We start from the raw sequence: 12,651 nt of genomic DNA on the forward strand, positions 1-12,651 counted from the left end.
GCATTCTACACCAGCCGGGGCTTGAGTATCCGCCGCAAGCCCCGGCCAGCCTCATTCCTGCCTATTTACACGGGCACGATCTGTACATCCACGTGCAGCGTTTCCGTGCCGCCGCCCTGGCGCACGCCGCGCACGGGCGCCGCCGAATCGTAGTCGCGCCCGATGGCCAGGCGGCAATACGCATCCGTCATCAAGCGCGCATGCGTGACGTCGATGCTGACCCAGCCCGCGAAATCCGTGTCTTCCGTCCAGGCGTCGACCCAGGCGTGGCTGGCCGCGTGGCCCGTCGTGCCCGGGTCGATATAGCCGGACACATAACGGGCCGGGATGCCCCAGGCGTGGCAGCAGGCGAGGAACAGGTGCGCGTGGTCCTGGCACACGCCGCGTCCCAGCGCCAGGGCGTCGCCGGCCGTGGTGGTGACCATGGTGGCGCCGCTTTCATAGGCCACCTTGCCGACGATGTGCTCGGCCAGGCGCAGCAAATGGCCCGTGCCGGCCGTCACGCGGCGGTCCGGCAGGCTGGCGGCCGCCAGCTCCACGATGGCAGGGTTGGCCTGCGTCAGCGGCGTCGGCATGGTAAACAACAGCGGCGAGAGGGTATCGACCAGGTTCAGTCGTCCCTTGTGCGGGTAGATGGTTTCCACCACGCCCTGGGCGACCAGGCTCAGCGACTGATGGCTGCCGTTAATGGTCAGCATGTGCGACAAATTGCCGTAGGCATCCGTATAGGCGTGGCACTGGCCCGGCGTCGTGATTTGCCAGGACAGGGGCCGCTGCTGCGGCTCGATACGCGGCGTCAGGTGCAGCTGCTGGATGGTATAGGCCAGCGGTGCACTGTAGGCGTAGCGGGTTTCGTGGCGGATGGCGAGCTGCATCAGGCCGCCAGGGGAACGAGGAAGTCGCGGCTGACCCGGTTGCCCAGCTCATAGATGTTTTCCAGAAACTCAGTCAGGGTATGGTGCAAGCCCGCCTTCATGATGTCGTCGATATGGCCGAATTTCAGTTCCGCATGCAGCTTGCCGGCGAACCGCTCCGTATCGGCCGACACGTCGTTGCGGATATGTTTCAGATTTTCCACCACGTCATCCATGCAGGCAAGGAGCGACCTGGGCATGTCGCCGCGCAGCATCAGCAATTCCGCCACGCGCGCCGGCGTGATCACGTCGCGGTAGACCTTGCGGTAGATCTCGAAGCCGGACACGGAGCGCAGCAGGGCGGCCCAGTAGTAAAAGTCGCGCTGGGTGATGTCTTTCGAGGTGTCGCGCGCGCCATGGAACTTCACGTCGAGGATGCGCGCCGTGTTGTCGGCCCGCTCGAGGAAGGTGCCCAGGCGAATGAAGTGGATGGCTTCGTCCTTGAGCATGGTGCCCAGGGTCACGCCGCGCGACAGATGCGAGCGGTATTTGACCCATTCGAAGAAGGCGCTGGGGTCCGTTTCCAGCAGATTGCTTTTCAGGCGCTTCTGCATGTCGAGCCAGGTGGCGTTCTGGATTTCCCACACTTCCGTCGTCAACGTCCCCCGCACGGCGCGGGCGTTTTCGCGCGCGCCCGTCAGGCAGGCCAGGATGGACGAGGGGTTGTTCGGGTCGCGCACCATGAAGTCGAGCACGTCGCGCGTATGAAAGTGGCCATATTGGTGGTCGTACGCGCTTTGCAGCTCGGAAATGCCCAGGGTGGCGCGCCAGCCTTGCTCCGCGTCCTGCTCGGACTGGGGCAGCATGGACGTCTGCATGTTGACGTCGAGCATGCGCGCCGTGTTTTCCGCCCGCTCCGTGTAGCGGGCCATCCAGAACAAATGATCGGCAGTGCGGCTCAGCATGTTTTCTCTCCTGCAAAAGCTGCTTTTTCTTCTGATAATGTGGCTTCCAGTACCCAGGTATCCTTGGTGCCGCCTCCCTGCGAGGAATTGACCACCAGCGAGCCTTCGCCCAGCGCCACGCGGGTCAAGCCGCCCGGTACCATGGAAATCGTCTTGCCGGACAGCACGAACGGACGCAAATCGATGTGGCGCGGCGCGATGCCGGCCTCGACATACGTGGGGCAGGCGGACAGGGCCAAGGTCGGCTGGGCGATGTAGCCGTCCGGATTGGCCAGCAGGCGCTGGCGGAAATCCTCGATCTGCGCCAGGCTCGACGCGGGCCCCACCAGCATGCCGTAGCCGCCCGCGCCATGCACTTCCTTGACCACCAGTTTCGGCAAATTCGCCAGCACGTAGGACAGGTCGGCCGCCTTGCGACACTGGTACGTCGGCACGTTGTTGAGGATCGGTTCCTGCGACAGGTAGAACTTGATCATGTCGGGCACGAAAGGGTAGATCGACTTGTCGTCGGCCACGCCCGTGCCGATGGCGTTCGCCAACGTCACACGCCCGGCGCGGTAGACGGACAGCAGGCCCGGCACGCCCAGCGAGGAATCGGAGCGGAAGGCCAGCGGGTCGAGGAAATCGTCGTCGACGCGGCGATAAATGACGTCGACGCGCTTGGGCCCGCGCGTGGTGCGCATGTAGACGGAATTGTCGTTGACAAACAAATCCTTGCCTTCGACCAGTTCCACGCCCATCTGCTGGGCCAGGAAAGCGTGCTCGAAGTAGGCGGAGTTGTACATGCCGGGCGTCATGACGACGACCGTCGGGTCATCGACGCCCATGGGCGCGACGGAACGCAAGTTGTCTAGCAGCATATCCGGGTAATGGTCGACGGGCGCGATGCGGTTGCGGGCGAACAGTTCCGGGAACAGCCGCATCATCATCTTGCGGTCTTCCAGCATGTAGGATACGCCGGACGGCACCCGCAGATTGTCTTCCAGTACATAGAATTCGCCCTGGCCCGCGCGCACGATGTCGACGCCGGCGATGTGCGCATAGATGTCGGAAGCGACGGCAATGCCCTGCATTTCCGGGCGGTATTGGGCATTCTTGTAGATTTGCTCGGCGGGAATGATGCCCGCCTTGATGATGTTTTGCTCATGGTAAATATCATGGATGAACATGTTCAAGGCTTGCACGCGCTGCACCAGGCCCGTCTGCATCTGCGCCCATTCGGCGGCGGGGATGATGCGGGGGATGGTGTCGAACGGAATCAGGCGTTCCGTGCCGGCATCGTCGCCGTAGACGGCGAACGTGATGCCGACGCGGCGGAACGTCAGGTCGGCTTCGGCCCGCTTGCGGGCGATGGTCTCGGGCGATTGCTGTGCCAGCCAGTTGCTGAATTCACGATAGTGTTCGCGTACCTTGCTGTCCGTACCCACGTCATCTGCAGTCATTTCATTGAAAAAATTTGCCATGTTGTGATTTCCCTTGAGCCGTGTCTGACTATAGCTCAGCAGGAAGCGTGCCAATGGCGCACACCCGAAAGTATGTAAAAAATGACCACTTTTGTGGCGTAAAACCGTCATCCGCACCGCTTTGGTGCGCTACGGCAGCGATTTTGCCGGCAGATGGGGCGCAGGGCAGGTGAGGTCAGGCGCCTGGCGTGACGAAGGGCCGGCAATCGATCGGCAGGTCGATGGTAAACGTGGTGCCCGTTTCCGGCGCACTGTCGACCAGCGCGCTGCCGCCGTGACTTTCCGCCACGTTTTGTACGAAGGGCAGGCCGATGCCCCAGCCGGGCGCGTTGCCTTCGTGCTCGCGGCGCAGGTATTCGAAGATGCGCTGCGTCTGGTCTTGCGCGATATTGCTGCCCGTGTTGTGCACGCTCAAGATCATGCGTTCGCGCAAACTGTCGATATGAATATGGATGGGACCGTCGTCGCCATACTTGACGGCATTGACGACGAGGTTTTCCAGGGCACGGCGCAGCGAATTTTCGCACCACCAGCCCGTCACGGAGGTGCCGCTGACCACGCATTTGCCCGGATGGCCGATATTGACGCTGTCGGCAACCTGCCATGCCAGCGGCAGTACGTCGAGGCGCCGCAGGACGAGGGGCAGCTTTTGTCCCCGGTGGTAGCTGAGCGTATCGAGCAATTCCTGGATCATGTCGTCGAGGCGCTTGCCGTGCTCGATAATTTTCAGCGCCAGCGCCGCCACGTCCGGCTGTTGCGCGCGCCGCTGCAGCAGCTGTGCACTGTTGAGCATGACGGACAGGGGATTGCGCATGTCGTGCGACAGCCCGGCGGCGATGCGGCGCTGAAAACTTTCGTGCATGGCGGTAAATTCCAGGATGGCTTCGCGGATGCCCGTATCGATCGAGGCATTGATCACCTTCCAGTCCTTTCGCCGCAGCGGCACGCCCGCCTCCAGCGCGGCGGCGGCGAAGCAGTCGCGGAAAATCTGGTATTCCTGAATTACCTGTTCCGGGCCATAACTGGTCATGCGCGCCCGTTCGTTGCCATGCACGGCAGGCGCGTTGGTGTTGCTGGTGGCGTCGTCGCGCGGGTAGCCTGGCGTGAGCGCTTCGGCCAGGTTGTCGAAGAAGGCGGGCAAGGTGTTGATGAGGATGGGCGTGAGCAAGGCATCGGCGCCGCGTACCTTGGCGCGCACCTCGTGCTCCCACTGCGTCAGCACGGCATCGCGCATGCTGAAGATGCGCCGCGTGCGTGCGGGCATGTCCAGCGCGTGCATTTTCTGGTCAGAGGCATAGGTCATCGCGGCTCCCCATCGACATCCCGGCATCCGCGCGATGCAAGGCGGGAGCTAAAGTATCCTCCAAATCGGCGCGCAGGTGGCGTTCAATTTGACGCGTGGGCGCCCGTCATGACGGCGCTCAAATGGCTGAGGGCCGCATCCCATTGCTCCAGCGAAAAGTTTTGCGGGTCGTCATGACCGTTCGCAAAGCCCGTATCGAGCACGGCGTGGAAGGCGGGAATCAGCCACGTGCCCTTGCGCACGCTGGCGGCGATGTACAGCAGGGCCAGGCGGTCGTATTGGGCCGGCGTAAAGCCGGGATCGGGCGCCAGGCCGTCGTTGCCCTTGCCGCCGCCGGGCACGGAGTTGCGCGGCTGCACCAGTTCCACGTGCAGGAACAGGCCCGTCAGCGACGGCTTGTCCTTTTCCAGCTTGCTGGCATAGCCGGCCGTGCCGAAGTCGCGCACGGCCAGGGAATCGCCGAGACGGTTCACGTAGACATGGCCTTTCGGACCGCCGCCCAGCGCCGGATTGTGCAAGCTGAAGTCGTTGAAATCCCAGCTGGCGTCGTTGATGTGATCGGGAATAGTTTCTAACAAGAAATTCGGGTAGCTGGTGTCGTGGATGACGAAATAGCGGGCCATGGGCGCGGCCAGCCGGCCCACGGCGCGCGACAGCGGTGCATCGACGGCGCCGCCCGCGTCCGCTTCGCTGATCGATTGCTGCGCCAGCCAGGCCCGCAGGGCGACGGGGGCGATGCCCGTGCGCTGGCCGACGTGGGCGGCAAGAAAGGCCGGCAGCGGCGCACTGTCGCCCAGGCGCGCATACAGTTTCACGGGGCGCAGCAGACACGTGGCTTGCGCCCGCGCATCGCCCTTGAAACCACTTTTCCAGGCGGCGTAAGGGCAGGCGGCCTGCTTTTGGGCAGCGGCGGGCAGGGACAGGCAGAGCAATAACAGGAGGGCAGGGAGTTTCATGCGGGCATTGTCGCCCAAATCCGGCCGTTGGCACAGGCGCGCACGCGAAGCTGCCCAGGAAAGCGGCAGCTTCGCGTCTGTCCGGTTAAAACGCCACGCTGCCCGATACGACGAAGGTGCGCGGCGCGGCCAGCACGAGGCTGCCCGCATCGAAGGAAGACACGGCGGAAGCCCAGTAGCTGCGGTCGGCCACGTTGTCGATGCGCGCGCGCAAGGTCACGTCATGGCCCGCCAGTTGCGTCAGGTAGCGCGCGCCGATGTCGACGCGGGTCCAGGATGGCAACTGTTTGGTGTTGGCCAGATCCGCATACTGCGTCGAGGTGTAGACGGTGCGGGCATTCAGGCTCAAGCCTGGCGCGCCGGGCACGTCCCATTCGCCGGCAACGCTGAGCTGTGTTTTTGGCGCGCCGATGGCGTTCTTGCCATTGTTGGCCGGCTTGTCCGTCTTGCGCTGTTCCGTATCGAGCCAGGTCAGGCCGCCCAGCAGGCGCACCCCCGCCATCGGCGTGCCGAAGACGGACAGTTCCAGGCCCTGGTTGCGCTGTTCGCCCGACAAGGTGGCGCGCGAGCCGACCACGGCCGGCAAGGGCTTGGCGGTCGAGAACAGCGCGGCGCTCATGCCCAGCCTGCCGCCGTCGTACTTGATGCCGATTTCCTTCTGCTTCGACTTGTAGGGCGCGAAGACTTCGCCATGGTTGCTGACCAGCTGGTTCTCCTTGCCATCGAAGTAGGTGCCGCTGGCAACGGGACCCTTGACCAGCGCTTCGATGTAGTTGGCGTAGACCGACACGTTCTTGCCGGCCTTGTAGACGATGCCGGCCACGGGCGTCGTGGCGCTCTTGTCATAGCTGGAATATTGCACGGCCGTGCCATAGGCATACGCCGCGTCGCGGATCTGCTGGCGGCGCAGGCCCACGGTCAGCAGCAGCCGGTCGTCGAGGAAGGCCATGGTATCGGCCACGGCGTAGCTGTTGAGGATAGTCTTTTGTGTCAGGCGCGGGTCGTTCATCACGCCGCCCGAGTTCGCGGGCAGGGTGGGCGGCATGGCCACGTCCAGCGGATGGTAGATATTCGTCGGCAAGCCCGCGTAATCGCTGATCGCATACGCATTCTTCGCCTCGTTCCAGTGACCGGACCAGCTGGCCACCAGGGTGTGGCGGACGGCGCCGGTATGGAGCTTGCCGCGCACGCCCAGTTCGCCCGTGCGGATTTCCTGCTTGCGGGCATTGTCGAAGCGGTACACGCTGGCATCGCCATTGAGCGCGCTCAACGTCGGTTGGGCCAGGCTGTTCGCTTCCTTCGTCGAGCGGCTGCCGAACGCGGCCCAGGCTACGACATCCTTGGCGAGGTCGACTTCGGCGCGCGCCGTGCCGAACACGTCATGCTCCTTCGAATAGCTCCACGGCTGGGCAAAGTTCTTCGACGCATCGGGTGCGCCTGGCAAGGCCGTCAGGCTGCCCGTGTTGATGGAAGGGCGCGGCGCCGTCAAATCGAAATTCTGGTAGCCGGCGTCGGCCGACAGGCGGTAGCCGCGGCCCCGGTAGTCGAGGCCGACCGAGAACATGCCCACGTCGTGGTCTTCGCGCTGGATGCCGGTTTCGCCCTGGCGCTTGGCGGCATTCACGCGCACGCCGAATTCCTGCTGCTCGCCGAAGCGGCGCGCCACGTCGATGGCCGCGTAGGCGTGGCCGCCCGATTCCACGCCCACGGTCAATTCCGTCAGCGGCGTGTTGCCGGCGCGCTTGGGCATCAGGTTGATGGCGCCGCCGATGCCGCTGCCGCCCGGCGCCGCGCCGTTGAGGAAGGCGCTGGCGCCGCGGAACACTTCCACGCGCTCGAGTAATTCCGGCGAGACATATTGGCGGGGCAGAACGCCGTACAGACCGTTGTAAGCCACGTCGTCCGAATCGAGGGCGAAGCCGCGGATCACATACACTTCCTGGAAGTTGCCGTAACCGCGAGACATGCGCACCGCGCCATCGCTTTGCAGCAAGTCGCCCACGCTGCGCGCTTGCTGGTCGGCAATGAATTGCTGTGTATAACTGGTGCTGCCGAATGGCGAGTCCATCATGTCCACGGCACCGAGGATGCCCATGCGCCCGCCGCGCGCCACCTGGCCACCCGCATACGCTTTCGACAGTCCTTGCGCCGACGCGTCGGCCGAGGCATTGACGACTACCGTGGGCATGGTTGGCGCGTCGCCGGCCGCTGCTGCGGTGCTGGTTTGCGCGTGGGCGGCGGCGCTGGCCAGCAGGAAGGCGGCCAGGGCGAACGGGGTAGGGACGAGGTGGAAGGTGCGCATGGAGTTATCTGGATATTAATGAGAATGATTATCATTATATTCCAGCGCGGTGCGGCGCGTGGGAAAGTGTGAGAAAGCGATGAAAAAGTCGTCATTTGTGCAACATCCGATACCCCAGGGTGCCGGAATCTGGCGAGAAAAGGCGCGCCAGGCGATACCTTGTGGATTTATTAATGCCTATGGTCAAGTTTCGCTAAAATAAGCCATCGCGCCCGGCGCCCACAGGAAACCGCATGCCATTGCACCGCCATCTACAGTCCGCTTCCATGCGCCTACGGGGCGGCTTGAGCTTCAAAGGCGCCGCCGTCGCCCTGATCCTGGCCATGCATGTGCTGGGCCTGTATTTCCTCCTGCTGCCGGCGCGGAAGCTCAAGCAATATACGGAAGTGGCTTTCATGACCTTGCTGCCGCCCCGGCCCGCGCCGCCGGCGCCGCCGATGGCCATGCCGCCACCCATGCCGATTCCCGTGCCGATTCCCGTGCCGCGCGCGCGGGCTCAGGTTCCGTCCGTCGTGCCTGACATGCCGCCCGTGACAGCAGAAGCCATCACCATGCCCGCCGAGGAATTGTCCGCCGCGCCCCCGAACGCGCCAGCTGGCCCCGATTTGCGCACGCGCGCCCGGCTGGCTGCGGGCGCGGCCGACAAGGCCTTGCGCGGCGAACTCAAACAACAACAGCCTTGGCTGGCCGCGGCCGACCTCAAAGGCGACAGCGCGTTCCAGAAACAGGTCGCCTCCGCCTGGCGCGGCGGCGCCGTCATCCGCGTAGAGGAATACCTGACGGCCGATGGGCGTCCCGCCACGCGCGTCGTCAACCCCGGCGGTGCCACGTGCTTTGGCATGGATGCGAACCCGGGCGCGGGCGCCGACCCGTTCAAGACGGGCGGCAAGATCAAACGCGTGCCTTGCCCTGGTTGAGCCGGATTGAATGCTATGTAGGTCAGATTAGCGCAGCGTAATCTGACAGGCTGCGTGGCGGCGCTTGTCGGCTTACGCCCGTTGGGCTAAGCCGACCTACGATGGAATCGGGTGGCTCCACGCAGGCAAAGACCGCGCGGCATGCAGTTGTAGGTCAGATTAGCGCAGCGTAATCTGACAGGCTGCGTGGCAGCGCTTGTCGGCTTGCGCCCTGCGGGCTAAGCCGACCTACGGCGGAATCGGGCAGCCCGACGCTGGCAAAGACCAGTTGTAGGTCAGATTAGCGCAGCGCAATCTGACAGGCTGCGTCGCGGCGCTTGTCGACTTGCGCCCTGCGGGCTAAGCCGACCTACGGCGGAATCGGGCAGCCTGACGCAGGCAAAGACCGCGCGGCGTGCAGGGTTTTAGGGGCGGTATTAGGGTATGCCATCCCCGGCTGGGTCTCAAATATGCTAAGTTGCGTCTGCAAATCTTGTCGACACGACCCAGGACGCCCATGCCACCCGAACTCCTCATCCTCGCCCCCAGTCCCTCGGCTGCCGTCAACGCGCAGCTGGAACAGCAATATACCTGCCACCATGCCTGGCAAGTGCCGGCGGATGAACGCCGCGCCTGGCTGGCTGAACGCGCACCCGGTATCCGCGCCGTCGTCACGACGGGCGCGCTGGGCTTGAACGCCGCCGACATGGGCCTGCTGCCCGCATTGGAAATCGTTGCCGTCAATGGCGTGGGCCTCGATGGCGTGGCGCTCGACGTGGCGCGCGAGCGCGGCATTGCCGTTACGACCACGCCGAACGTGCTGACGGACGACGTGGCCGACATGGCGCTGGCCTTGCTGCTGGCCAGCGCGCGGCATGTCGTGGCACTCGACCGTTTCGTGCGCGATGGGGGCTGGGAACGCCGCGAGGCCATCGCCCCCGCATCTACCTTGCGCGGCAAGACGGCCGGCATCTTCGGTTTTGGCCAGATCGGGCAAGCCATCGCACTGCGCCTGGCCGCCTTCGGCATTCATGTGCGCTACTTCCAGCCGCGCGCCATTGCCGGCACCAGAGTGCCGCGCGCGGAGTCCTTGCTGGCCCTGGCGCAGGAAAGCGATTATTTGATCGTCTGCGCGCCGGGCACGCCGGCCACGCGCAAGATCGTCGACCGCACCGTGCTCGACGCGCTGGGGCCGCAAGGCACCCTGATCAATATCGCCCGTGGCGCCCTGATCGACGAAGACGCCCTGATCGCCGCCTTGCAGGATGGCCACCTGGGCGCGGCCGGCCTCGACGTGTTTGCGGACGAACCGCGCGTGCCAAACGCCTTGCGCGCCTTGCCCAACGTCGTGCTCACGCCGCACGTGGGCAGCCTGACCGTGGAAACACGCCATGCGATGGGACAACTGGTCGTCGATAACCTGGCCGCCCACTTCGCCGGCTTGCCCTTAATGACACCAGCAAGCGCATAAGCCCGGAATGCACCGTTTTAATCAAGCATGAATGAAAGAGTCGCTATGGAATTAAGTAAATCGCTGTTGCGCACGCGCGGCGGGCTGGACAGCGGCAAGGTGGGCATGATCGAGCTGTTCTTCGATCTCGTGTTCGTGTTTGCGGTCACGCAACTGTCGCACGGCTTGCTGGCGCACCTGAGCGCCATGGGCTGGCTGCAGACGGGCTTGCTGCTGATGGCCGTCTGGTGGGTGTGGATCTTCACCTCGTGGATCACCAACTGGCTCGACCCCGAGCGCATTCCCGTGCGCATCAGCCTGTTTGCGCTGATGCTGGGCGGGTTGATCATGTCGGCCTCGATACCGGAAGCGTTCGGCACGCGGGGCCTGGGCTTTGCTGGCGCCTATGTCGCCATGCAGGTGGGCCGGCCCCTGTTCGCCTGGTGGGCCGTGCGCCATGAAGCGCTGGCGCGCCGCCGCAATTTCCAGCGCATCGCCTTGTGGGCCGTGCTGTCCGGCATCTTCTGGATCGCCGGCGGCATCGCGTCGCCCGAGCAGCGCATCTTCTGGTGGGCAGCGGCCCTGCTGATCGACCTGGCCGGACCATGGATGCTGTTCGGCATGCCGGGCCTGGGCCGCTCGACGACGGCCGACTGGGACGTCGATGGCAGCCACATGGCCGAACGCTGCGGCCTGTTCGTCATCATCGCCCTGGGCGAATCCTTGCTGGTGACGGGCGCCACGTTCGCGGGCCTGGAATGGACGGCCGGCAACTGGCTGAGCTTCTTGTCTGCTCTGGTCGGCAGCATCGCCATGTGGTGGATTTATTTCGACACGGGCGCCGAAGCGGGCCACCACCGCATCGCCCACTCGAAGGACCCGGGCCGCATCGCCCGCAAGGCTTACACGTATATCCACGTGCTGATCGTGGGCGGCGTGATCGTCAGTGCCGTGGCCGATGAACTGGCCCTCGTGCATCCGGATGAAGCAAGCTTCGCCGGCATCAGCGCCTTGCTGGGCGGCCCGATCCTGTATCTGCTGGGCAATGCGCTGTTCAAATGGGTCAGCAGCGACCGCACCGCGCCGCCGCTGTCGCATCTGCTGGGCATTTTGATCATCCTGGCGCTGATCCCGATGGCCTACGGCCGCCTGTATTCGCCCTTGATCCTGGCCTGCATCACGAGCTGCGTGCTGGTACTGGTGGCCGTGTGGGAACATATGGCGCTGCGCCGCCCGCCGCCGGAGATTGATCCTTGACGTCTGTTTGACCTCAACCGGCCGGCGCGATGTCGTCCGGATCGCTGCGCGCATCGAGTTGCAGCTGCAAGAACGCCAGGTCCAGCCAGGCGCCGAACTTGGTGCCCACCTGGCGCATCAAACCCACTTCCTCGAAGCCCAGCTGCTTGTGCAGGGCGATCGAGCCGGCATTGCCCGCCTCAATGCCCGCCACCATCACATGCTTGCCCAGGCCGCGCGCCCGCATAATCAGTTCCCCCATCAAGGCCTTGCCGACCCCGGCGCCGCGGCGATCGGCGCGCACATACACGGAATGCTCGACCGTATGGCGGAAACCCTCGAACGGGCGCCAGTCGCCGAACGAGGCGTAGCCAGCCACCTTTTCCTCTGCATCGATGGCGACGAGCACGGGATAGCCGGCCCGCTCGCGATCGGCCAGCCAGGCGGCGCGGTTGGCCGCATCGACTGTCCGTTCATTCCAGATGGCCAGGGTATGGCTGACGGCATCGTTGTAGATGGCCGTGATGGCCTCGATATCGCCCGCGTGGGCATCGCGTATGTGCATGTTGCTCTCCTTGCTGGTAGTCTACTATAATGGACAAATAATAGTGTGCCGCCCACGCCTTGTCCAATAAAATCCGAATGGAACCCGATATATGTCCACTAAACCAGACGAATTGAACCAGCGCATCGGGGCCCGGGTGCGCCTCGAGCGGGAAAGCCTGGGCTGGTCGCTGACGGACCTGGCGGCCCGCTCGGGCGTGTCGCGCGCGATGGTGCACAAGGTGGAGCGCGGCGATTGCAGCCCCACGGCCACCTTGCTGGCGCGCCTGTCGGGCGCCTTCGGCCTCAGCATGTCCGAACTAATCGCCCGCGCCGAGATGCGCGAGGGACGCTTGCTGCGCAAGCTTGAGCAGCCCGTGTGGGTCGACCCGCAGAGCGGCTATGTGCGGCGCCACGTGTCGCCCGCGTCCGACATGCCGCTCGACCTCGTGCACATTACCTTGCCGCCGGGCGCCGTGGTGGCCATGCCGGCCGCCGCCTACGTGGCGCGGCGCCAGCTGATCTGGTCACTCAGCGGCAGGCTCGTCTTCATCGAGGGCGACACCCGCCACGTGCTGGACGAGGGCGACTGCCTGGAACTGGGTCCGCCGGCCGACTGCGTGTTTAGGAATGAAACGACTACGGCCTGCACCTACGCCGTGGCGGTATTGAAAGGCGCTTGA

The 12,651-nt window shown here is 64.7% G+C and carries 11 protein-coding genes; 4 read left to right on the forward strand and 7 right to left on the reverse strand.

Annotation, left to right across the window (positions count from 1 at the left end; genetic code table 11):
- Positions 1 to 65: 65 nt before the first annotated feature.
- The 6 genes from D9M09_RS12060 to D9M09_RS12085 all read right to left on the reverse strand — a co-directional run bounded on the left by D9M09_RS12060 (position 66) and on the right by D9M09_RS12085 (position 7,843).
- Complete coding sequence (locus tag D9M09_RS12060; protein ID WP_070288327.1) at positions 66 to 875, reverse strand: transglutaminase family protein; 810 nt, start codon at positions 873 to 875, stop codon at positions 66 to 68.
- The gene (locus D9M09_RS12065; protein ID WP_070288329.1) at positions 875 to 1,819 is read right to left on the reverse strand and encodes an alpha-E domain-containing protein; all 945 of its coding nucleotides are present in this window, start codon (positions 1,817 to 1,819) and stop codon (positions 875 to 877) included. Before D9M09_RS12065 ends, D9M09_RS12060 begins: the two co-directional genes overlap by 1 nt.
- Positions 1,813 to 3,282, reverse strand: a complete 1,470-nt coding sequence (locus D9M09_RS12070) for a circularly permuted type 2 ATP-grasp protein (protein ID WP_121669384.1) — start codon at positions 3,280 to 3,282, stop codon at positions 1,813 to 1,815. The genes D9M09_RS12065 and D9M09_RS12070 overlap by 7 nt, the downstream gene beginning before the upstream one ends.
- A 175-nt stretch (positions 3,283 to 3,457) precedes the next feature.
- Positions 3,458 to 4,585, reverse strand: a complete 1,128-nt coding sequence (locus D9M09_RS12075; protein WP_162995647.1) for a sensor histidine kinase — start codon at positions 4,583 to 4,585, stop codon at positions 3,458 to 3,460.
- 83 nt (positions 4,586 to 4,668) lie between these two features.
- The gene (locus tag D9M09_RS12080; RefSeq protein WP_162995648.1) at positions 4,669 to 5,541 is read right to left on the reverse strand and encodes a hypothetical protein; all 873 of its coding nucleotides are present in this window, start codon (positions 5,539 to 5,541) and stop codon (positions 4,669 to 4,671) included.
- 85 nt (positions 5,542 to 5,626) lie between these two features.
- Positions 5,627 to 7,843, reverse strand: coding sequence for a TonB-dependent receptor (locus D9M09_RS12085; protein ID WP_121669387.1), 2,217 nt, complete (start codon positions 7,841 to 7,843; stop codon positions 5,627 to 5,629).
- Between the two features lie 233 nt (positions 7,844 to 8,076).
- On the opposite strand from D9M09_RS12085, the gene D9M09_RS12090 reads away from it, so the two are divergent.
- The 3 genes from D9M09_RS12090 to D9M09_RS12100 all read left to right on the forward strand — a co-directional run bounded on the left by D9M09_RS12090 (position 8,077) and on the right by D9M09_RS12100 (position 11,446).
- Positions 8,077 to 8,760 carry a hypothetical protein gene (locus tag D9M09_RS12090; protein WP_070310775.1) on the forward strand — a complete coding sequence of 228 codons (684 nt, stop codon included), beginning with the start codon at positions 8,077 to 8,079 and terminating at the stop codon, positions 8,758 to 8,760.
- Between the two features lie 496 nt (positions 8,761 to 9,256).
- Positions 9,257 to 10,210 carry a 2-hydroxyacid dehydrogenase gene (locus D9M09_RS12095; RefSeq protein WP_121669389.1) on the forward strand — a complete coding sequence of 318 codons (954 nt, stop codon included), beginning with the start codon at positions 9,257 to 9,259 and terminating at the stop codon, positions 10,208 to 10,210.
- 45 nt (positions 10,211 to 10,255) lie between these two features.
- Entirely contained in the window at positions 10,256 to 11,446 is a 1,191-nt protein-coding gene (locus D9M09_RS12100; protein ID WP_070288342.1) for a low temperature requirement protein A, read from the forward strand.
- A gap of 13 nt (positions 11,447 to 11,459) precedes the next feature.
- Here D9M09_RS12100 and D9M09_RS12105 read toward each other — a convergent pair whose 3' ends face one another.
- Positions 11,460 to 11,990, reverse strand: a complete 531-nt coding sequence (locus tag D9M09_RS12105; RefSeq protein ID WP_070288344.1) for a GNAT family N-acetyltransferase — start codon at positions 11,988 to 11,990, stop codon at positions 11,460 to 11,462.
- Positions 11,991 to 12,081: 91 nt separating this feature from the next.
- On the opposite strand from D9M09_RS12105, the gene D9M09_RS12110 reads away from it, so the two are divergent.
- On the forward strand, positions 12,082 to 12,651 hold the full coding sequence (locus D9M09_RS12110) for a helix-turn-helix domain-containing protein (RefSeq protein ID WP_121669390.1): 570 nt from the start codon (positions 12,082 to 12,084) through the stop codon (positions 12,649 to 12,651).

This window comes from Janthinobacterium agaricidamnosum (assembly GCF_003667705.1).
GTDB lineage: Bacteria > Pseudomonadota > Gammaproteobacteria > Burkholderiales > Burkholderiaceae_D > Janthinobacterium.